The 19,278-nt window shown below is 61.2% G+C and carries 22 protein-coding genes; 11 read left to right on the top strand and 11 right to left on the bottom strand.

Going from position 1 to position 19,278, the window contains the following annotated elements; all coding sequences use genetic code 11:
* Window positions 1–54: 54 nt before the first annotated feature.
* The 3 genes from A6U87_RS24725 to A6U87_RS24715 all read left to right on the top strand — a co-directional run bounded on the left by A6U87_RS24725 (window position 55) and on the right by A6U87_RS24715 (window position 1,785).
* On the top strand, window positions 55–591 hold the full coding sequence (locus A6U87_RS24725) for a thermonuclease family protein (protein WP_065693966.1): 537 nt from the start codon (window positions 55–57) through the stop codon (window positions 589–591).
* A complete protein-coding gene (locus A6U87_RS24720; RefSeq protein WP_065693965.1) occupies window positions 585–1,229 on the top strand; it encodes a uracil-DNA glycosylase family protein in 645 nt (214 codons plus the stop codon). The genes A6U87_RS24725 and A6U87_RS24720 overlap by 7 nt, the downstream gene beginning before the upstream one ends.
* A 67-nt stretch (window positions 1,230–1,296) precedes the next feature.
* The gene (locus A6U87_RS24715; RefSeq protein ID WP_065693964.1) at window positions 1,297–1,785 is read left to right on the top strand and encodes an Lrp/AsnC family transcriptional regulator; all 489 of its coding nucleotides are present in this window, start codon (window positions 1,297–1,299) and stop codon (window positions 1,783–1,785) included.
* Window positions 1,786–1,787: 2 nt separating this feature from the next.
* Here A6U87_RS24715 and A6U87_RS24710 read toward each other — a convergent pair whose 3' ends face one another.
* Both A6U87_RS24710 and A6U87_RS24705 read right to left on the bottom strand, forming a co-directional pair.
* A complete protein-coding gene (locus tag A6U87_RS24710) occupies window positions 1,788–2,474 on the bottom strand; it encodes a DNA alkylation repair protein (protein ID WP_065693963.1) in 687 nt (228 codons plus the stop codon).
* Window positions 2,471–3,340 carry an NAD(P)-dependent oxidoreductase gene (locus tag A6U87_RS24705; protein WP_065693962.1) on the bottom strand — a complete coding sequence of 290 codons (870 nt, stop codon included), beginning with the start codon at window positions 3,338–3,340 and terminating at the stop codon, window positions 2,471–2,473. Before A6U87_RS24705 ends, A6U87_RS24710 begins: the two co-directional genes overlap by 4 nt.
* A 264-nt stretch (window positions 3,341–3,604) precedes the next feature.
* Here A6U87_RS24705 and A6U87_RS24700 point away from each other — a divergent pair, with 264 nt between their 5' ends.
* From A6U87_RS24700 to A6U87_RS24680, 5 genes are all read left to right on the top strand, one after another.
* A complete protein-coding gene (locus A6U87_RS24700; RefSeq protein WP_065694101.1) occupies window positions 3,605–4,570 on the top strand; it encodes an aliphatic sulfonate ABC transporter substrate-binding protein in 966 nt (321 codons plus the stop codon).
* A 196-nt stretch (window positions 4,571–4,766) separates the two neighbouring features.
* Window positions 4,767–5,732 (top strand): aliphatic sulfonate ABC transporter substrate-binding protein, encoded by a 966-nt coding sequence (locus tag A6U87_RS24695; protein WP_065693961.1) that lies wholly within the window; start codon window positions 4,767–4,769, stop codon window positions 5,730–5,732.
* A 32-nt stretch (window positions 5,733–5,764) separates the two neighbouring features.
* Window positions 5,765–6,940 (top strand): FMNH2-dependent alkanesulfonate monooxygenase, encoded by a 1,176-nt coding sequence (ssuD, locus tag A6U87_RS24690; protein WP_065693960.1) that lies wholly within the window; start codon window positions 5,765–5,767, stop codon window positions 6,938–6,940.
* 121 nt (window positions 6,941–7,061) lie between these two features.
* Complete coding sequence (locus A6U87_RS24685) at window positions 7,062–7,898, top strand: ABC transporter permease subunit (RefSeq protein ID WP_065694100.1); 837 nt, start codon at window positions 7,062–7,064, stop codon at window positions 7,896–7,898.
* Between the two features lie 10 nt (window positions 7,899–7,908).
* Entirely contained in the window at window positions 7,909–8,730 is an 822-nt protein-coding gene (locus A6U87_RS24680) for an ATP-binding cassette domain-containing protein (RefSeq protein ID WP_065693959.1), read from the top strand.
* On the opposite strand, the gene A6U87_RS24675 is transcribed toward A6U87_RS24680, so the two are convergent.
* From A6U87_RS24675 to A6U87_RS24655, 5 genes are all read right to left on the bottom strand, one after another.
* Entirely contained in the window at window positions 8,727–9,203 is a 477-nt protein-coding gene (locus A6U87_RS24675; RefSeq protein WP_065693958.1) for an SRPBCC family protein, read from the bottom strand. The genes A6U87_RS24680 and A6U87_RS24675 overlap by 4 nt on opposite strands.
* Window positions 9,204–9,210: 7 nt before the next feature.
* Entirely contained in the window at window positions 9,211–9,543 is a 333-nt protein-coding gene (locus A6U87_RS24670; RefSeq protein WP_065693957.1) for a helix-turn-helix transcriptional regulator, read from the bottom strand.
* The gene (locus tag A6U87_RS24665; protein ID WP_065693956.1) at window positions 9,540–10,232 is read right to left on the bottom strand and encodes a glutathione S-transferase family protein; all 693 of its coding nucleotides are present in this window, start codon (window positions 10,230–10,232) and stop codon (window positions 9,540–9,542) included. Before A6U87_RS24665 ends, A6U87_RS24670 begins: the two co-directional genes overlap by 4 nt.
* An 88-nt stretch (window positions 10,233–10,320) precedes the next feature.
* Complete coding sequence (locus tag A6U87_RS24660) at window positions 10,321–11,982, bottom strand: hypothetical protein (RefSeq protein WP_141684045.1); 1,662 nt, start codon at window positions 11,980–11,982, stop codon at window positions 10,321–10,323.
* A gap of 91 nt (window positions 11,983–12,073) precedes the next feature.
* Window positions 12,074–12,889, bottom strand: a complete 816-nt coding sequence (locus tag A6U87_RS24655) for a methyltransferase (RefSeq protein ID WP_065693954.1) — start codon at window positions 12,887–12,889, stop codon at window positions 12,074–12,076.
* 126 nt (window positions 12,890–13,015) lie between these two features.
* Between A6U87_RS24655 and A6U87_RS24650 the strand changes: the two genes are divergently transcribed.
* Window positions 13,016–13,738, top strand: a complete 723-nt coding sequence (locus A6U87_RS24650; RefSeq protein WP_065694099.1) for a DUF2270 domain-containing protein — start codon at window positions 13,016–13,018, stop codon at window positions 13,736–13,738.
* Between the two features lie 17 nt (window positions 13,739–13,755).
* Here A6U87_RS24650 and A6U87_RS24645 read toward each other — a convergent pair whose 3' ends face one another.
* From A6U87_RS24645 to A6U87_RS24630, 4 genes are all read right to left on the bottom strand, one after another.
* Window positions 13,756–14,022, bottom strand: coding sequence for an usg protein (locus A6U87_RS24645; protein WP_065693953.1), 267 nt, complete (start codon window positions 14,020–14,022; stop codon window positions 13,756–13,758).
* Between the two features lie 159 nt (window positions 14,023–14,181).
* Window positions 14,182–15,012: an ABC transporter permease gene (locus tag A6U87_RS24640; RefSeq protein ID WP_065693952.1), complete on the bottom strand. Its 831-nt coding sequence runs from the start codon at window positions 15,010–15,012 to the stop codon at window positions 14,182–14,184.
* Window positions 15,009–15,812: an ABC transporter permease gene (locus A6U87_RS24635; protein ID WP_065693951.1), complete on the bottom strand. Its 804-nt coding sequence runs from the start codon at window positions 15,810–15,812 to the stop codon at window positions 15,009–15,011. The genes A6U87_RS24640 and A6U87_RS24635 overlap by 4 nt, the downstream gene beginning before the upstream one ends.
* 113 nt (window positions 15,813–15,925) lie before the next feature.
* Window positions 15,926–16,699 (bottom strand): ABC transporter substrate-binding protein, encoded by a 774-nt coding sequence (locus tag A6U87_RS24630; RefSeq protein WP_065693950.1) that lies wholly within the window; start codon window positions 16,697–16,699, stop codon window positions 15,926–15,928.
* Here A6U87_RS24630 and A6U87_RS29985 point away from each other — a divergent pair.
* A complete protein-coding gene (locus A6U87_RS29985) occupies window positions 16,698–16,847 on the top strand; it encodes a hypothetical protein (protein WP_158007298.1) in 150 nt (49 codons plus the stop codon). The two genes, A6U87_RS24630 and A6U87_RS29985, sit on opposite strands and share 2 nt — an antisense overlap.
* Window positions 16,848–17,021: 174 nt before the next feature.
* Window positions 17,022–19,229, top strand: a complete 2,208-nt coding sequence (locus A6U87_RS24625; RefSeq protein ID WP_065693949.1) for an OmpA family protein — start codon at window positions 17,022–17,024, stop codon at window positions 19,227–19,229.
* Window positions 19,230–19,278 lie beyond the last annotated feature (49 nt).

Below are 19,278 nucleotides of genomic sequence, written 5' to 3'. Positions count from 1 at the left end.
TAAGAAGATGTTTGCCATCTTTGCCAACGGTTTGTTTTTCAAGGAGGCGAAAGCGTGACGGGCGGCTTTCGGACGATACGCGACGGTGTGACGGCGCTGGCTATCCTGGCGTTCCTCTGGCTGATCGCCGCGAAGTTGAACGACAGGGCGGAAATCGTGCAGGCAGGTTCCTTTCATGCCGCCGACGGCGACAGTCTTGCTCTCGGTGGCGAGCGGATGCGTCTCTACGGGATCGATGCGCCGGAGCTTAGCCAGACCTGCGAGCGCGCGGGGACCACCTGGCAATGCGGCGTCGATGCCAAGCGGGCGCTGCAGGGGTTGGTCGCCGCCAAGGATACGCAGTGTTCGGGGACTGAGCGAGACCGTTTCCAGCGGCTGCTGGTGGTGTGTCGGGCCGGTAGCGTCGATCTCAATGGCGCGATGGTGCGCAAGGGGCTGGCCGTCTCCTACGGCGCCTATCACAGCGAGGAAGCGCAGGCGCGGGCCGAAAAGATCGGGCTGTGGGCCGGCACCTTCGAGATGCCGAGATCGGTACGCGACCATGCGCGCGAGGCGTCAGGCTCTCGCGATACGAGGCTATTCGGATGGTAGAGGTAAACGAACAGCCTGACGGACTTGAAGCGTTGCGCACCGAAATCGCGGCCTGTCGCATCTGTCGTGATGCTCCGCTTCGCGGGTCCGAGCATCGATTGCCGCATGAGCCCCGACCCGTTGCGGTGATCTCGTCGCTGGCGAGGGTGCTGATCGCCGGGCAGGCACCGGGGCTTCGGGTCCACGAAAGCGGGATGCCGTTCAACGATGCCTCCGGCGACCGACTGCGCGAATGGCTGGAGGTCGACCGGGAGATGTTCTACGATCGTGACCGATTTACGATCGTGCCGATGGGGTTCTGCTTTCCGGGGTATGATGCCAAGGGCAGCGACCTGCCGCCGCGGCGTGAATGCGCGCCGCATTGGCGCCAGCGGGTGATTTCGGCCATGCCGCAGGTGGAGCTGGTTTTGGTCGTCGGACAATACGCGCAGGCATGGCATCTGGGTACGGAACGGCGCGAGAATGTGACGGAAACGGTGCGAGCGTGGAGGACAATGCTGTTTGCCAATCGCTCTCCAGCCTTCTTGCCGTTGCCGCATCCCAGTTGGCGCAATTCCGGCTGGATCAAGCGCAATCCATGGTTCGAGGACGAGTTGCTGCCGGTGCTCCGTGAGCGGATCAAATTGCTCGTGAACTGAAACAAAATTCTTTTCCACCGCCGGAATCGCGCTATACAGGGAAAATAATTCGAAGGGGCTTTTGTAGATGGACCGTCTCGACCGCAAAATCCTGCGTCTTTTGCAGGAAGACTCGACTTTGGCCGTTGCTGATCTCGCCAAGAAGGTCGGTCTGTCTACCACACCCTGCTGGCGGCGTATCCAGAAGATGGAAGAAGACGGCGTCATCAAGCGCCGAGTGGCCATCCTGGACCCCGAGAAGGTCAACACCAAGGTTACGGTGTTCGTATCGATCCGCACGGCAACGCATTCGATAGAGTGGCTGCGCCGCTTTTCGGAGGTGGTGGCCGAGTTTCCCGAGGTTGTCGAATTCTACCGCATGAGCGGCGACATCGATTACCTCTTGCGCGTCGTCGTTCCTGATATTGCCGCCTATGACGCCTTCTACAAGCGGATGATCGCCAAGATCGAAATCCGCGACGTCTCCTCGGCCTTCGCCATGGAGCAGATCAAATATTCGACTCAACTGCCGCTCGACTACATGCTCCTCGACAACGCGAAATCCAACGAGGACTGAGCTCAGCCTTTCAGGCGAGCCAGGATCTTGTCGCTCTTCAGTTCCCTGACGGCATCCTTGCCGATCCATCGGGCGGTCTTGTCGTTGCTCGCGGCCAGCTGTTCGGCAAGCGCCAGCGCCGGGCCGTGGCAGCGGCGATTGCGCTTTCCGATGTTTCTCAGCGCCCAGTTCACCGCCTTTCGCACGAAGTTGCGAGGGTCCGTGGAATGGGCCTCGATCAGCGGCAGCCAGGCCAGCAGGGTTTCGTCCGGTTCCTTCTTCATGTGGACGGCGGCCGATGCGATCATCGCAAACGCGGTTCGGCGGACAAACTCTCGGTCATCCGCGGCGAATTCCGGGATCAGTTGCAAAAGGCGCGCTTCGATGAAGAGATCGGCTGCCGTGTCGACGATCTCCCATGACTTGAAATCGCTGGCCCATTGGCGGGCGAGGCCGGCGGTCAGGCTCTTCGGCTCGGCGGTATAGAGCGCGAGCATGCGCGCCTCGCGGATGTCGCTCGCCCACAGTTCGAGCGCCCGCGCATGATCTTTCTTCACGGCGCGGGCGATGCGTTGCAGGTCGGGATTGGAAAGGCCAAGCGCGGTATCTGTGACGATGCCGAAGCGGGCCATCCCGGCGATATTCTCCTGCGAGCGCAGCGATTGCAGATGCGCGATCAGTTCGGTTGCGCTGGAGGAGGGGCCGATCATTTTTCGAGGCGGGCAAGCAGGGAGGACGTATCCCAGCGGTTGCCGCCCATGGCCTGGACATCGCCATAGAACTGGTCGACGAGGGCCGTCAGAGGCAGCTTGGCGCCGTTGCTGCGAGCCTCGTTGAGAACGATGCCGAGATCCTTGCGCATCCAGTCGATGGCAAAGCCGAAGTCGTACTTGCCGACGTTCATCGTCTTGTGGCGGTTTTCCATCTGCCAGGAGCCTGCCGCACCCTTGGAGATCACCTCGACCACCTTTTCAATGTCGAGGCCGGCGCGCTTGCCGAAATGGATGCCCTCGGCCAGGCCCTGAACGACGCCGGCGATGCAGATCTGGTTGATCATCTTGGTCAGCTGTCCGGCACCTGCCGCGCCCATCAGCCCCACCATGCGGGCATAGGCGTCGATGATCGGCTTTGCCGTGTCGTAGGTGGCTTCGTCGCCGCCGCACATGACGGTGAGGACGCCGTTTTCGGCGCCGGCCTGGCCACCGGAAACCGGAGCATCGACGAAGCCGACGCCCTTTTCCTTGGCTGCGGCGTAGAGTTCTCGGGCAACTTCCGCGCTGGCAGTGGTGTTGTCGATCAGGATCGCACCGGGCTTCATGGTCTGCAGTACGCCATTTTCGCCCGATGTCACCGAGCGGAGATCATCGTCATTACCGACGCAGGTAAAGACGAAGTCTGCATCGCGGGCTGCTTCGGCCGGCGTCGGGGCGGACTTGCCGCCGAACTTGGCGACCCAGTCGTCCGCCTTGGCGGCGGTGCGGTTGTAGACCGTGACGTCATGGCCGCCTTTCACCTTCAGGTGACCCGCCATGGGGAACCCCATCACGCCGAGACCGATGAATGCGACTTTTGCCATGTCTTATCCCTTTCATGAATGTCGTGAACGAGGCTTAGCGGAAAGAAAGGCAGGCGAAAAGCCGTCACGTGCGGGTCGTCGCATCGTTGGCTTGGAAGAAAATTCCGCGGAATCGGCAAAATCGGGTCGGGAAAATTTCAGCGGCAGCAAATATAACAAATAAAAATGTCGATCTATTTTATGGATTTGATCAGTATCAAGTCACCACAAGCGAAATGCGCCACTTCATCCGTATCAGAAGGCGCAGAAACAAAGGGGATTGGCATGATTTCACGTCGTCAGACATTGGGGCTCTTCGGTGCCGCCGCGGCAACGGCTTTGCTACCGGCCGTGCGACCGGCCCGTGCAGCAGCCACGGAATTTCGCATCGGCTGGCAAAAAAACGGCGTTCTGGCGCTCGCCAAGCGCCGCGGCGCGCTTGAACAGCGGCTTGTCGACAAGGGGATCACGGTCAGCTGGTCGGATTTCACCTCCGGTCCGCCGCTGCTCGAAGCCCTTGGAGCCGGCGCGCTCGATTTCGGCGCGACAGGCGATGTGCCGCCACTGTTCGCGCAGGCCGCCGGCGGCCACCTCTATTATGTCGGCACCTATCGCGGCAGCCCCGCGGGGTCTGCCATCGTCGTCCGCAAGGATTCGCCGATCAAGACGGTCGAGGACCTGAAGGGCAAGAAGGTCGCGTTCAAACGCGGCTCGAGCGCCCATAACGTCACGGTCAAGATCCTGCGCAAGTCGGGCCTCGCCATCGATGACGTCGAGGCGGTCGATCTGTCGCCGCCAGATGCCGCCGCTGCATTCAAGAATGGCAGCATCGACGCATGGTCGATCTGGGATCCCTATCTCGCGATTGTCGAAGCCGATCCGCAGACGCGGATCCTGTCGACCGCGGAAGGCATCGTGGATTCCTACAGCTACTTCCTGGCGAATGCCGAGTTCACGGAGGCGAACGGGCCGGTGGTGGTCGATGTGATCGACGAGCTTGCCAAGGTGGGCCGGTCGGCGCAGGGCAAGCTGGACGATACGGTCAAGGAGCTCTCGGAAATTACCGGTGTTCCCGCAGATGTGACCCGTGTGTCGCTGACACGCCCGGGAGCTGATCTCGGCAGCGTTTCGACCATCACCGACGAGGCTGCGGCCTACCAACAGGCGCTGGCGGACGAGTTCTTCAGCCTCGGTATTGTGCCGAAAAAGCTGAAAACGGGCGATATCGTCTGGCGTCCGAAGGCCAGCTGAGAACGTCCTCGCGATCGAGGCATTTTTTTTCCGCGGCATGAAAGCGAACTGCATGCCGCGGACCGGGGAAATTTATTCCTGCAAAGCGAATAGAATAGAAAAATGATATTGTCGATCTAATTGGTCGTCTATGTCACTATTATCTCATGAAGCGACAGGCTGACACGAAGAGCAGCCATCACGAGAGGGATATACGATGTTCACCCGCAGACAGACCCTAGGCCTCATCGGTGCCGCAGCGGCAAGCACGATCCTGCCGCAGGTGCGGACAGCCAGTGCCGCGCAGACGACGCTGCGTATCGGCTGGCAGAAGTTCGGCGTGCTGGCGCTGGCGCGGCGTACGGGCGCGCTGGAAAAGCGTCTGGAAGCCAAGGGTGTCAGCGTCGAATGGAACGAGTTCACCTCCGGGCCGCCGTTGCTCGAAGCCGTTGGTGCCGACGCGCTCGACTTTGGCGTCACCGGCGACGTACCGCCGCTCTTCGCGCAGGCCGCAGGTGGCAACCTCCTTTACGTCGGCGCCTATCGCGGACCGGCGGCATTTCACGGACTGCTGGTCCACAAGGACTCGCCGATCCAGACCATCGAGGATCTGAAGGGCAAGAAGCTCGCCTACAAGCGCGGCTCGAGCGCTCACAACTTCGCGCTCAAGGTGCTCGCCAAGGCAGGGCTTTCGCTCTCGGATATTACTGAAGTGGACCTACCGCCGCCGGATGCCGGCGCGGCCTTCAAGAACGGCGCGATCGATGCCTGGGCGATATGGGATCCCTTCTTCGCGGTCGCTGAGGCCGACCCGCAGACACGGGTGGTGGCGACGTCGGAAGGGTTGCTCGACAATTGGGGCTACTTCCTTGGCAATGGCACTTTCACGGCAGCCCATCCTGAGATCATCGCCGATGTGATCGATGAACTGGCGAAGGTCGGCGCCGCGGCGCAGGCGGATCTGGACGGGACGGTCAAGACGCTTTCCGAGATCACCGGCGTTCCCGCCGATATCACGCGCGTGACATTGACGCGCAGCCAGGCCGATCTCGGCAAGGTGTCACTCTTCCCCGACCAGGCTCTGACCTACCAGCAGGCATTGGCCGACGACTTCTACAAGCTCGGCGTCGTGCCGAAGCAGCTCAACGTCAGCGATATCGTCTGGCGTCCGAAGGCGAGCTGAACTCATTTTTCCGGTAAAGAGGATCACCTCCAATGACTGCCAAACACGATCCCATCAACTTTCTCTGGTTCATCCCAACGTCGGGTGACGGCGCATATCTCGGTTCGGACGAACTGAACCGCGCACCTGAGATCGGCTATCTCACGCAGATCGCCCAAGCGGTGGACCGCCTCGGCTATTCCGGCGTGTTGTTGCCGACGGGTGTCTCTTGCGAAGAGTCCTTCGTGACAGCGGCGGCACTGGCGGCCCAGACGCAGAAGCTGAATTTCCTCGTTGCCATCCGTCCCGGCACCGCGTCGCCTGCCTATTACGCGCGCCTGACGACGACACTCGACCGTATCTCCAACGGCCGCCTGTTGCTCAACATCGTCGTGGGCGGCAGCCCCGCGGAGCTCGCCGGCGACGGCATCCATCTGGCGCATGACGAACGCTATGCCCATGCCGACGAGTTCTTCACGGTGTTCGAGGAACTGCTCGAGAAGGGTGTGGCGAGCTATGACGGCAAATATATCAAGGCGACCAACGCGCGCCTCGGCTTTCCCTCCGTGCAGAATCCGCGGCCACCGCTCTATTTCGGTGGCTCCTCGGATGCCGGCATCGATTTCTCGGTCGGCCGCGTCGACAAGTATCTGACCTGGGGCGAGCCGCCGGCACAGGTTGCCGAGAAGGTGAAGAAGGTACGCGCCGCCGCTGCGCAGAAGGGCCGCGACGTCAGCTTCGGCATCCGTCTGCACTTCATCGTGCGCGAGACGGACGAGGAAGCCTGGGCCGCGGCGGACCGGCTCATTTCGAAGCTCGACGATGAGACGATCCGCGAAGCACAGGAGCGTTTCGTCAATGAATCCGACTCGGTTGGACAGAAGCGCATGGCAGCGCTCCATGGCGGTCGTCGCGACAGACTCGAGGTTTCTCCGAACCTCTGGGCGGGTGTCGGACTGGTTCGTGCCGGCGCAGGCACGGCACTGGTCGGGTCGCCGAAGACGGTGGCGGCGCGTCTGCGCGAATACCAGGATGTCGGCATCGATACCGTGATCGGTTCGGGCTATCCGCACCTCGAAGAAGCCTACCGGGTGGCCGAACTGCTGTTTCCGGAGCTGGGGATCACTCGCGAGGAGCAGCGCCACGGCTTCCAGAGCGACTTCGGCAAACGCCAGGTCTTTGGTGGCGGCAGCCACGGCGGAAACCTCAAGGTGGTTTCGGGCTCCTGATCCGCTTTCCCTGCGCCGTCCGTCGATAGCGGGCGGCGCGTTCAGTTGAATGAATGCACTGGGAAATGAATCCACTGGCGTCTTCGACGACGCGGCATCGGGCATAAGCGAGGAAAACTTCATGTCGACATTCGATACGCCGATCGGACGGGCGTTGACCGAACGTACAGAGGGTAGGGCGCGCCTTAGCCTCTCGCTGCCGAAACCCGAGGCGCTTCTCCCCTACCTGGTGCCGGTCGCGATCGTCGCCGTCTGGCAGCTTGCGTCCTCCGCCGGCTGGATCTCGTCACGCATCATGCCGTCACCGGTGGACGTCGCTCTCGCTTTCTGGGCAACGACCATCACCGGGCAGCTGCCCCACGATATTCTCGTCAGTGCCGCGCGTGCATTCGGCGGATTGCTGGTAGGCGGCGCAATCGGCTTCCTGCTCGGGATCGCCAACGGTGTCTCGAAGGTATCGGAGCAGCTGACCGACACGACATTGCAGATGCTGCGCACCATTCCGCACCTCGCGATGATCCCGCTGGTTATCCTCTGGTTCGGGATCGGCGAGGAATCGAAGCTGTTTTTGACGTCGCTCGGCGTGCTCTTTCCCGTCTACCTGAATACCTATCATGGCGTGCGCAACGTCGATCGCGATCTGATCGAGATGGGCCGGGTGTACGGCATGGGCAGCTGGACGCTGTTCCGGAAGGTGATCTTTCCTGGTGCCTTGCCCTCGATCTTCGTCGGCCTTCGCTACGCGCTCGGCATCATGTGGCTGACGCTGATCGTCTCGGAGTCGATCGCTGCCTCGTCGGGTATCGGTCACATGGCGAACAATGCGCGTGAATTCATGATGACCGACGTCGTCGTGCTCGCGTTGGTGATCTACGCCGTGCTTGGCAAGCTGGCCGACGTTGTTGCCCGTGCGCTTGAGCGCCGTGCGCTGAAATGGAACCCGGTTTACCAGAAATAGGAGTGACGCCATGACCCTCATCGCGCATGAGCGTTATCAAGGTGCCGTCGACGAGCCTGAATATGAACACGACCGGGCGGTTTCGACGGCTGAAGGGGCTGCATCAATCACGCTGAAGGGGCTCGAGAAGAGCTTCGGCGGCAACCGCGTGCTGCGCGGCATCAACCTCCACATTCCGGCGGGCCAGTTCGTGGCTGTCATCGGCAAGAGCGGCTGCGGCAAGAGTACGCTGCTGCGTATCCTGATGGGGCTGGACGAACCGACAGCCGGCGAACTGCATTTCGAAAATGCCGATGGTGGCGATGCCAACGCCAATGCGCGGATCGTCTTCCAGGAGCCGCGCCTGTTGCCGTGGCTCAGTGTTGCCGAGAATGTCGCGGTCGGCCTTGGCGACAAGGTGGACAAGCGGCTGGCGAGCCGCGAGACCGAGGCGGCGCTGGCCGAGGTGCAGCTCGCGGAGAAGAGTAACGAGTGGCCGGCGCGGCTTTCCGGCGGCCAGCGGCAGCGCGTGGCGCTGGCGCGGGCTCTCGTGAGCAAGCCGGGCGTGCTTGCGCTCGACGAGCCGCTCGGCGCGCTCGACGCACTGACCCGGATCAGCATGCAGGAGCTGCTGAACCGCGTCTGGCGGGAACTGGGCTTCACCGCGGTTCTGGTCACCCACGACGTCAGCGAAGCGGTGCATCTGGCCGACCGCGTAATCGTGCTCGACGAGGGACGCGTCGCTCTCGATCTGGCGATCCCCTATCCGCATCCGCGCCGCCACGGCAATCCGGCGCTGGCCGAACTTGAAGGCAGGCTGCTTGCCGCCATTCTCGGGACAGACGGAGCCTAGTGGACGATGCTCGTCTCACGTTCGACGAAGGCTTGTACGCGATCGAGCAGGATTTCGGTTCCCTGTAGTCGGGAACTGTTGTCGGCATAGCCGTCGAGAAACACGACCTGTTCGGTGAACATCATCTTCGTTCCTGCCGATGTGGTCTCAAACGCCACGGTGGCGAGCGATGCGGAGATCGTCGCATCGCCAAGTTTCATGTCGTAGGCGTAGATGATGCGCGCATCCTGGACGATGTCGAGATAGATGGCTGAATAGGCGTGAACGATGCCGCTGCTGTCTGCGACGCGGTTTTGCTCGGTGCCGCCGATCCGGAAGTCCAGGCTGTAATCGAGCGGTACCCACTCGTCATGACAGGCGAACCACTGGCGTTTTGCCTCGGGATTTGCCCAGGCGCGAAACGCGCGGGCCCGGGGAGCGCGAAGTGTGCGCTCGATCGTCAACGTCGTATGGCTGGCAGAATGCGTTTTCATGTTTTGCCTACTCCGATGGTTCGTCTGCTAGGAAGTGGTCCAACCGGTCGAATGCCTTGTTCCAACTTGCCCGGCGCTCCGCGAGCCAGCGCTCGACATTGCCGAGCGCGTCTTCCCTGAGATGGTAGGTGCGTACGCGACCGTTCTTTTGCGAGCTCACAAGCCCGCTGTCTTCCAGTACGCCGAGATGCTTCATGACGGTGGGCAGCGCCATCGAAAGCGGAGCGGCCAGCTCCGACACCGAGGCCGGGCCGCGTCCGAGCCGATCGACCATGCCGCGGCGGCTGCGATCGGAGAGTGCGTGGAACATGCGGTCGAGGGCGGCTGGTTCCTGCATCATTCGGCGATCTCGGGATCATGGAAACGAGCGGGAATCCGGTCGGCATAGGGGTAGAACTTGAAGTAGGGGCGGGCCTCGTCCAGCACCCTTGCAAATGACGGCCGCGACAGGAGCCGGTTGTAGTAGGCTTCCAGCCGCGGGCGACCGTCGCCGAATGGCACGAGCGTTTCGGCGTAGAAGAGGGCGGGTGCGGCGGCGCAGTCCGCCATGGTGAAGCTATCGCCGATGATCCAGTCATGATCGGCCAGCTGTTCTTCGACCATGTCATAGGCCATGACCAATGCGCTGCGGGCCTCGTCGACACCGTATGGATCCCTCGAGCCCTCGGGTCGCAGCTTGTCGGCAACGATCCTCTGCATCGGCGTCTGGACGTAGAGATCGAAGAAGCGGTCCCACAGCCGGATCCGGAGCGCCTGATCCTCGTCGTCCGACAGCAGCCGGACAGGCCCGCGATGGTGGCGATCCAGATATTCTATGATGATGGTCGTTTCCGGAATGATGTGATTGCGCGCCGTGTCGCGAAGCATCGGCATCTTGCCGACGGGCCAGAGACGGACGAACTCGGCGCGCGAACGTTCGTCGGCGAGGTCAACGATCAGATTGTCGAACGGTGTGCCGTTCTCGTAGAGCGCAATCAGGACCTTGTGGCAAAAGGATGCGAGCGGATGACCACAGAGAGTAAGCGACACGCGACGTCCTCCTCGGCAAAACTTATCTGATTGGATAAGTATCAGCCTTTGCGTGCGGAGGGAAGCAAATAGTTTGCCGTACGGATAACTATTCGGCGGCGTGTTTCATGGCATTGGCCGGATTGCGCTTGGAGTCCTTCAGGTATTCCGAGTTCGGTTCCAGACTGTCGGCAATGTCGTTCCACAGCCGCCGCAGTCGGCGCACATGAAGATCGTCACCGATCCAGGACATCAGATGCTCGATAGCGGCGGTCGTGCCGTTCTTGTCGGCGATGCGGCTGTTCAGCCACTCGAAATACTGGTCCAAGGTTTCCGCCTTGGGAGCGTCGGGCCGGCCGATGAAGAACTTGAAGCCGGAGATTTCCGTGATTGACCGAAGGTTCTGCGTCGGGGCGAGCAAGACCGTCGCGCACATCGCATCATATGCGTCCGGGGCTTGCATGCTTTCGATGGCGCGCTCCAGGTCAAAGATCGTCCTGATGTTCAGTTCGCGGAAGGTCAGGAATTTCTCAGGGCCGAGGATGTGGCATAGCTGCGCCTGCGCCACCCAATCGATGCACTGGAAGACACCAAAGGGCGTCTCGATGAAGAGCATGATCGGGTTATAGGTCGCGAGGTTCTGAACATCGTAGATGCCGCATTCTTCGAGCCGGAAACGTGTCTCGAAGTCGATGCCGTCGATAATGTCAGGCGAGACCGTCTTGGTGATCTCCGCAAACCGGTCGTCGGCTATCTTTGCCCAGGGGACGAACGCCCGCAGTTTCAGCAGGAGAAACTTGCTGGAGCTTTGGGGCAGCAGACCGAGCAGCACCGCGAGCGCCAGCCAGACGCTCGAAATCCTGTCGTCGTCGGTGCTGTCGTTTGTCGGCGCTTCTTTCGCTGCCGCCTGAGGCTCGACGCCAGCGGTTTCCGGCGAGGCCGTGCCGGTCGTCTGTTGTACGTTCACGATGCCGGAAAGGGAGACGGGCGCGGTGATGGTTGGAAATGCGTTGTAGAGCAGGATTACCACAAGCACTGTCGCAGCCATCTCGCCGGCCTGCCGCAGGAAGGTGAACGCGTTGAGATCGAAGATGGCAAGCGAGCGTAGCAACATGCGCAGTGCCGCGACGTAGGCGCCGACGAAGGCGAACGCGCCGATTGTTTCCGATAGCGTGAGATTGCATCCGGTCGCCGGGACGCACTCGACCCCGGTCCCATATCCGAGCGCGGTGAAGAACAGCTTGAAGCCGTAGTAGGACACCAGCATGAAGCTCAGCGAGGCCAGATAAAGCCGAACATTTGCGCTCTGGAACGGTCGGCAGGCTATCTCGATGTAGATATTGATACGGTCGACGTCCGTCTTGGCGTCTTTCAAACGCTGCTGATCGTCATATTTTGCGCTGAGCCTGAGGTCGGAAATGTACTTCGACTTGACGTATTCGAAGGATGGATTGGGCTGATTTTCAGCGCCGGGCGCGGCTTTCGTCGTGCTGTTGTCGTTGGTCGGGTCGGCGTTCGGCACCGTATCAGCGGAGCGCGGCTCGGTGGAGAGGGTCGTTCCCTTGACTCCTGGCAGCTTGAATGTGGTCAGGAAGTCCTGGATGGAGCGCAATCGCCTCAACCTGATTTCCTGTCGCGCAAACAACATCAGCAACGGGCTCAGGACCGCAATACCCAGAGCGTACCAGTTGATGCCGGAAAGGTAGAACAAAATAGCCTCGGGCGTGCCCACCAGGCTGACGAACAGGCCACTCCACGATGATGTATCCATCTTGCCCCCCAACAAAACATTGGGAGGATGGTGTGCTTCTCATGGTTACGCAACCAATCGACCGCAATCAATGATTGTGGCTGTCGCGGTGTTATCTGAGGCGGGTGATGACCAGATGACCGGGCGTCGGCTGGCCCTCTTCCATGCGGACATTGATGTCGGTGATTTCGATCAGGTCGAACCCGGTGGCCGCCAGTCGTTCGCGGACGTAGGCGTCGGAATGGGCAAAGCGCTGATGCGGGCCGACCATGTAGGCGCGACCGGCAAGCGCTTCCTCGGGCAGGGTTTCGGAGGAAAACACGAAGATGCCGCCCGACATCATGTTTTCGGCGGCGCCGAAGAACAGCGGCTCCAGCGCGCCGAGATAGGGCAGGACATCGGTTGCCGTGATCAGGTCGAAGGGCTCTTCGTCGTTGTCATCGAGGAAGTCCTCGACCTCGGCGACGAACAGGGTTTCGTAGAGGTCCTTCTCATGGGCGATCTCGACCATGTTTTCGGAAATGTCGATGCCGGTCATCTCTTCGCAGATATCGCGAAGCGTGCCACCCGTCAGGCCGGTGCCGCAACCGAGGTCGAGCATGCGCTTGAACGGGCCGAGTTCCAGGCTCTGGATGCGCTGGCGAACCAGCATGGGCACGTGATAGCCGAGCTGTTCGACGAGCACATCCTCGAAAACTTCTGCATGCTGGTCGAAGAGGGTCTCGACGTAGGCATCCGGTGCCTTGCTCGGCGTTTCGCCGCGACCCATGGCGGCGATGCGGACGGCGGCGCCGCCATGATCGTCGGGATCGATGGCAAGGACTTCTTCGTAGGCCTTGACGGCTGCGTCGACGTCGCCGGCCTTCTCAAGGGCGAGTGCGCGATTATAGGCTTCCGCCAGTGCGTCTTCGTCGATCTTCTTGGCCATGTCTCTCACCACAATTTTTGTCTCTTGCGGAGCCTCTACGGCGACTGAATGCCTTTTGCAATGGCGACGTTGCGCGCGCAAAGTAAGTCATTCCTAATTCAATGAGAACAAATGGAGGAAATAACCATGATCGCGCAGCCCGGTAACGCACCGTTGGATGGTGAGATGGAGAGCCCGCGGCCGGCGCTTCCGGCGAGTGCGGGCGAGGTGACGAACACGCTGAGCCACTATTATCGTGGCGAGCTTGGCCGGATGACGAGTTGGCGCGACCGGATCGACCGGACGTCGAACTGGGCGATCACGGTTTCTGCAGCACTCCTGTCAGTATCCCTGTCGTCGCCGACATCTCACCATGGGGTGCTGTTGTTTGGCATGATGCTGATCACGCTTCTGCTTGTCATCGAGGCGCGGCGCTATCGCTTCTTCGATATATACAGGGCGCGCATCCGACAGTTGGAGCGCAGCTATTTCGCCGAGATCCTGTCGCCGGGCACGGCGCCGCGAAGCGACTGGGCTGCGAAGATTGCGGCAAGCCTGCGCAAGCCGGAGTTTCTGCTGAGCTATCGCGCCGCGATCCGGCGGCGGCTGCGCCGGAATTATTGCTGGATGTACCTCATCCTGCTGCTCGCATGGTGCCTGAAAATCACGACGCCCAAGCTGCAGACGGAAGGCGATACGCAGACACAGGCACATTCCTGGTCCTATGTGGTCGACAATGCGGCGCTGGGGCCCATTCCAGGCTGGGCCGTGATTTCAATCGTTGCCGTGCTCTATATCGGCATTCTCTATGGTGCGCTTCTTCGCGAAACGGAACGTGGCGAGTTCTTCCACGGGGAAGCGCATGTCTGACCGGCTCGATAGAGCTGTCAGTTGATGATGAATTCACCCTTCAGGGAGCGCCATTCCGTGGCCGATATCAGCTTGCGGTGAATGTAGCGTACGGAGTGAAGCGGCCCATCCAGCTTCTCCTGCCAGAATTTCAGGAAGCTGCGCATCTCCGGAAACTCCGGTGCCAGATCGTAGTCCTGCCAGATGTAGGTCTGGAGGATGGCTTGGTGATCCGGCATGCGGTAGATGATGTGGGCGGTTGTCAGGCCGTAGCCCTGAAGCTGCTTTTCGAGTTCCTTGTGCATCGTCGTCTAGCCTCTGGTTCCCATGCAGCGCTTATTAGCGCTACATGAAATGGAACCATGACATGGTTAACCGAAGCTTGCGGAGTGTCGATCTGGTATATTTTTATTTCTTTTTTTCAATGCGTTAGCAGCCCTCTCGATTGAGTGCTGCCAACGCTGTCAGCGCTTGAGATGTCTGGTCAATCGGCGCTCGATGCAAGCCCAGAGGTGGCGCAGGGTCTCGACCATGGCGAGGTAGAAGATCGCCGCCCACAGATAGGTCTGGTAGTCGAAGGTGCGCGAGAAGGCGTAGCGCGTTTCTCCCATCAGGTCGAGAACGGTGATGATCGCCACGACGGCCGAGCCCTTGATCAGGAGAATGATTTCGTTGCCGTAGGGGCGCAGCGCCACGATCAGCGCCTGCGGCAGGATGATCTTGCGGAAGGCGACCGCCTTGTGAATGCCGAGCGAGGCCGCCGCCTCGTGCTGGCCATGCGGCACGCTCTCGATCGCGCCGCGCAGGATCTCGGCCTGATAGGCCGCAGTGTTGATGGTCATCGCGAAAAGGCCGCAATACCAGGCGTCGCGGAAGAACCACCAGAGACCGACGGCCTCAAGTTCAGGCCGGAAGCCGCCGAGACCATAGTAGATCAGGAAGAGCTGAGCGAGCAGCGGCGTGCCGCGGAAGACATAGACATAGGCATAAGCGAGGCCGTTGATGACTTTGTTCTTCGACATTCGCGCGAAGGCCAGCGGCAACGACAGGATCGCGCCGAAGATCACCGATATGGTGACCAGTGCAATCGTCGTGAACAGACCGTGGATGTAGCGTGGCCCGTAGCGCGTGAAATTGCCCAGGTCCCAGCCCTTGATGATCATGCCGACCAGCGAGACGGCGAGCACAATCCACAATCCGACGAAGAAATAGCCGGTGATACGCGTTGCGTTCAGGCTCGTGTGCTCGACTTTCGGCGCCGGCTGCGGCGGTATGAGGACTTCAGCGTGGCTCATCGGCGGACCTCCGAGCGCTTGGCCCAGCGCTCGATGTAGCGCAGGCCGAAGGAAGAAATGATCGCAAGGCCGAGATAAAGGGCGCAGGCGACGATGTAGAAGAGGAAAGCCTGTTTGGTCACCTTAACCGCAACGCCGGTCTGGCGCAGAATGTCGGCGAGCCCGATGATCGACACGTAGGATGTGTCCTTGAGCAGGATCATCCACAGGTTCACAAGACCGGGCAGGGCGATGCGCACCAGCTGCGGCAGGACAATCAGCATCAGCGTGCGGCCCCGGTGAAAGCCGAGTGCGTCACCGGCCTCATACTGACCTTTCGGGATGGCGCGGAACGCCGACAGCAACACTTCCGAACAATAGGCGGAGAAAACAACCGAGAGCGCGATGACGCCTGCGATGAAGGCGTTGATTTCGATCCGCCCGTCATAGCCGGCGTAGGCAAGCACGGCCTGGATCAGGATCTGCATGCCATAGTAGATGATGAAGAGGGTCAGCAGTTCCGGCAGGCCGCGGAAAATCGTCGTATAGATGCCGGCCGCCAGGCGTACGGATTTTTCCTCCGACTGCTGGCCAAGAGCAACGACGAAACCGATGAGGAGGCCGATCGGCAGCGTCACGAGCGCGACCGCAACGGTGACCTTCAGGCCGGCTGCGATCTCGTCGCCCCAGCCGGTGTCGCCACAGGCAAGGATCGTGGATGAGCCAAACCAGGTAAAGAGGCCCGCAGGTCCGCAAAGCGGATCGAAGACATATCCTATCGCGGCCCATAGAGAGCCCAGCGCGGAAAATAATCCGCCCATTATGCTTTTCCCCTCGCGGCTTTTGCCGCTTTGATCTTTCAATCTTTGTCAAACAAAAATGGCGGAAGGGCAAGCCTTCCGCCACCATCTAATGTAGCGACCTACAGATTTTATCAGTCGCCGTAAACGTTGAAGTCAAAGTACTTGTCCTGGATCTTCTTGTAGGTGCCGTTGGCGCGGATCGCGGCAATCGCCGTGTTCAGTTTTTCGCGCAGCGGATCGCCCTGGCGGACGGCAATGCCGGCGCCAACGCCGTTGATCTCCTTGTCGACCGGGAGCGGCGTCAGGATCTTGCAGCATGCACCGGCGTCGGACTTCACCCACTGCGACAACACGACGATGTCGTCGATGACGGCATCGACGCGACCGTTTGCGATGTCGAGCTTGTACTCGTCGGCGGTCGGGTAGAGCTTGAGCTCGGTGTCCGGCAGGTGCTTTTCGGCGTAGTTGGCATGCGTCGTCGACGTTTGTGCGCCGATGACCTTGCCCTTGAGGCCGGCAACGTCAGTCACGGTCGAGTCCTTCGGCACGGCAACAGCCGGCGGGGTGTTATAGTACTTGTTGGTGAAGTCGACGAGCTTGGAACGCTCAGGCGTGATCGACATGGACGAGATGATCATGTCGAACTTCTTGGCGTTGAGGCCGGGGATGATGCCGTCCCAGTCGCTGCTGACGATGGTGCAGTCCGCCTTCATTTCGGCGCAGAGCGCACGGGCGATGTCCATGTCGAAGCCAAGGAATTGGCCGCTGGCGTCTACATACTCGAAGGGCGGGTAGGTGGAGTCGGTGCCGATGACATACTTCTCGCCGTCTGCCATTGCAGAGCCGGCGAAAAGAGACATCGCGGCAATCGAGGCGGCTGCGAGAATACGGGTGGAGATACGCATGAGAGTCCTCTCTGTTGGTGGCCGCCGTCCGTATTTTTGTTTTGCGTCGGCGGCGCAGATCGGCGCTGCCTGGCAACGCCTTGAGGCGATACTCAAACGCTTTTTGCTAAAATTGCAACAGGAATCGCTGGTCTCTCAACCATTGTAAACTGTGGCGAAGATGAACGTGTGCAGTCTGCCATATTCAGAACGGGTTAATCAGGCAGGTCTTAAAACGCGTGGAACAAATTCGCGTGTGTTCGATTCCCTGACACGAGCGTGTGTCAGAAGAGAACGCCGCAATGACCGCGCCGAAGATAAGAAGAATCAATGAGGAGCCCTAATGGGAATGAGATCCAGACTGTTTGCCAGCGCCGCGTTTCCGCTGCTGTCCCTGTCGATGGTGATGCAGCCCGTGCACGTGTTTGCGGCAGCCACCAGCGTCGAGCAGACCAGCCCCGCCGCCGCACAGCCCGGCACCATCGAGATCGCGCAAGAGGCTGCGCCGGATGCGCCCTCGGATGAAGAAATCCTGAAAAAGCGGCACAAGAAGCAGGCCGAAGGTGGTGGCGACCAGCAGCAGGCGCCCGCCGAAAAGCCCCGCAAGCAGCGCGAACCGGAAGCCGAACAGGCGCCGCAACAGCAGCAGCAGCAGCAGCAGGAAGAAGCGCCTGTCGAAAAGCCACGCAAGCAGAAGCAGCGTGAACCCGCAGCCGAGCAGCCGGCGACCGAACCTGCTCTGCAGCAGCAGGAAGCACCTGCCGAGGCGCCGAGAAAGCGCAAGCAGCCGGCAGCTGAACAGGCTGCTCCCCAAGCTGAACCCGTAGCACCGCAACCGGAGCAGGTCGCTCCCGAGCAGCAGCCTGCCGACAATCAGCAGAAGCCGCGCCATAACAAGCGCGACAAGCAGCAGAAGCAGCAGGAGGAAGCCGCCCCGCAGCAGGAGCAGGCCGCTCCGCAGGCGGAACCTGCAGCGCCGCAACAGGAGCAGGCTGCTCCCGAGCAGCAGCCATCAGGCAAGAACGGCAAGCCGGTAGCGGAAGGCACAGACCAGCCCGTGAAACCGCGGAAGAAGCCGACCGCCGAGGCTGCGCCCGAAGGCCAGAAGCCGGCTGCGGAACAGGCTCCGACCCAGCAGGAACAGCCTGCGCCAGAGAAGGCCGCCAAGCCGCAGAACGGCAACGAGCCTGTAACGGGCAAGGCGCCCAACCAGGAGCAGCCAGCGGTCGGCGAAGCACCGGCAAAGCCGCAGCTCGAGACAGCACCCGCGCAGCAGCAGGGCGAGCGGATCGCTCCCGCGCAGCCTGAAGGCGGCGTGGCCGGACAGCCCGCAGCGGGTCAGGCCGAGCAGGTCATTCCCGCGCCGGAGAAGATCACCCCCAAGGAACTCGAGCGGCGCAAGGAAATCGCGGCCGATCCGAGCAAGAGCACGGAAACCGTTGTGCTTCCTGTTGAAAACGGTGCCGCCGTTCTCGATAGCGATAAGGATGCCGACCGCTCCGGTGGTGTGCAGTCCCGCCGTGATCGCGACAAGCAGCGCGGCCAGGAGCAGCAGGTTCGCGTTCCGAAGTCGGACGCCGATGCGCAGGTTGCGCCCAGCGGTGAAAGACGCCCGCCGATCAAGATCGAGGCGGTCACCAGCGAGCAGGGCGAGCGCCTTGATCGTCGCCCGCAGTTCCAGCGGCCCGATGGCGCGCAGTTCGGCCAGCGCGGCAACGACAACCGCGTGATCATCCAGTTCAACAACCAGACCTATGTGCGTGGCGATGACGACCGCCGCTTCCTCAGGGATGGCGAACGGCCGATGTACGAGCAGCTGCCGCGCGACCGTTATCGCGAGACGATCGACCGTGATGGCTACCAGATCGTGACGGTCCGTAACCGCTACGGCGATATCATCCAGCGCTCGCGCATCGATAATCGTGGTCGGGAATCGGTGCTCTACTACTCGCCGGAACTCTATGACGATCCCGATCGCAGCTACTTCCAGGATCCGGGTGCGGACCTGCCACCGATGCGCCTGCGCATTCCGCTGCGGGACTACATCATGGACACAAGCAGCGACGACGATCGCGACTACTACGACTTCCTGCGCGAGCCGCCGGTCGAGCCAGTCGAGCGCGTCTATTCGCTCGACGAGGTGAAGTATTCTGCTCGTATCCGCGACAAGGTGCGCCGTATCGACCTCGATACGATTACCTTTGCGACCGGCAGCGCCGAAATCCCGATGAGCCAGGCGCGCAGCCTGCGCAAGGTCGCCGACGCGATCAACGAAGTGCTGCGCAAGGATCCGTCGGAAACCTTCCTGATCGAAGGTCACACGGATGCTGTCGGTTCCGACCAGAGCAACCTCGTGCTGTCCGACCAGCGCGCCGAATCGGTCGCGAATGTGATGACCGACGTCTATGGTATCCCGCCTGAAAACCTTGCGACGCAGGGTTACGGGGAGCGTTACCTGAAGGTCAACACGCAGGGACCAAACCAGGAAAACCGCCGCGTTACCATCCGCCGCGTGACTGCGCTGGTAAGGCCGGTTGCCTCGCGCAACTAAGGTCGAACAGAGCTTGAATGCAGGAGGCCGCCGGGTGACCGGCGGCCTT

This window comes from Rhizobium sp. AC44/96 (genome assembly GCF_001692185.1).
GTDB lineage: Bacteria > Pseudomonadota > Alphaproteobacteria > Rhizobiales > Rhizobiaceae > Rhizobium.
The sequence above is the reverse complement of the archived record's forward strand: the minus strand, read 5'-3'. Positions and strand labels throughout refer to the sequence as shown.

Bases quoted from the DNA above. Each gene is read 5' to 3' on its own strand.
- A6U87_RS24720 (WP_065693965.1), top strand. From the start codon at position 585: ATGGTAGAGGTAAACGAACAGCCTGACGGACTTGAAGCGTTGCGCACC.
- A6U87_RS24715 (WP_065693964.1), top strand. From the start codon at position 1,297: ATGGACCGTCTCGACCGCAAAATCCTGCGTCTTTTGCAGGAAGACTCG.
- A6U87_RS24710 (WP_065693963.1), bottom strand. From the start codon at position 2,474: ATGATCGGCCCCTCCTCCAGCGCAACCGAACTGATCGCGCATCTGCAA.
- A6U87_RS24705 (WP_065693962.1), bottom strand. From the start codon at position 3,340: ATGGCAAAAGTCGCATTCATCGGTCTCGGCGTGATGGGGTTCCCCATG.
- A6U87_RS24700 (WP_065694101.1), top strand. From the start codon at position 3,605: ATGATTTCACGTCGTCAGACATTGGGGCTCTTCGGTGCCGCCGCGGCA.
- A6U87_RS24695 (WP_065693961.1), top strand. From the start codon at position 4,767: ATGTTCACCCGCAGACAGACCCTAGGCCTCATCGGTGCCGCAGCGGCA.
- ssuD (WP_065693960.1), top strand. From the start codon at position 5,765: ATGACTGCCAAACACGATCCCATCAACTTTCTCTGGTTCATCCCAACG.
- A6U87_RS24685 (WP_065694100.1), top strand. From the start codon at position 7,062: ATGTCGACATTCGATACGCCGATCGGACGGGCGTTGACCGAACGTACA.
- A6U87_RS24680 (WP_065693959.1), top strand. From the start codon at position 7,909: ATGACCCTCATCGCGCATGAGCGTTATCAAGGTGCCGTCGACGAGCCT.
- A6U87_RS24675 (WP_065693958.1), bottom strand. From the start codon at position 9,203: ATGAAAACGCATTCTGCCAGCCATACGACGTTGACGATCGAGCGCACA.
- A6U87_RS24670 (WP_065693957.1), bottom strand. From the start codon at position 9,543: ATGATGCAGGAACCAGCCGCCCTCGACCGCATGTTCCACGCACTCTCC.
- A6U87_RS24660 (WP_141684045.1), bottom strand. From the start codon at position 11,982: ATGGATACATCATCGTGGAGTGGCCTGTTCGTCAGCCTGGTGGGCACG.
- A6U87_RS24655 (WP_065693954.1), bottom strand. From the start codon at position 12,889: ATGGCCAAGAAGATCGACGAAGACGCACTGGCGGAAGCCTATAATCGC.
- A6U87_RS24650 (WP_065694099.1), top strand. From the start codon at position 13,016: ATGATCGCGCAGCCCGGTAACGCACCGTTGGATGGTGAGATGGAGAGC.
- A6U87_RS24645 (WP_065693953.1), bottom strand. From the start codon at position 14,022: ATGCACAAGGAACTCGAAAAGCAGCTTCAGGGCTACGGCCTGACAACC.
- A6U87_RS24640 (WP_065693952.1), bottom strand. From the start codon at position 15,012: ATGAGCCACGCTGAAGTCCTCATACCGCCGCAGCCGGCGCCGAAAGTC.
- A6U87_RS24635 (WP_065693951.1), bottom strand. From the start codon at position 15,812: ATGGGCGGATTATTTTCCGCGCTGGGCTCTCTATGGGCCGCGATAGGA.
- A6U87_RS29985 (WP_158007298.1), top strand. From the start codon at position 16,698: ATGAGAGTCCTCTCTGTTGGTGGCCGCCGTCCGTATTTTTGTTTTGCG.
- A6U87_RS24630 (WP_065693950.1), bottom strand. From the start codon at position 16,699: ATGCGTATCTCCACCCGTATTCTCGCAGCCGCCTCGATTGCCGCGATG.
- A6U87_RS24625 (WP_065693949.1), top strand. From the start codon at position 17,022: ATGGGAATGAGATCCAGACTGTTTGCCAGCGCCGCGTTTCCGCTGCTG.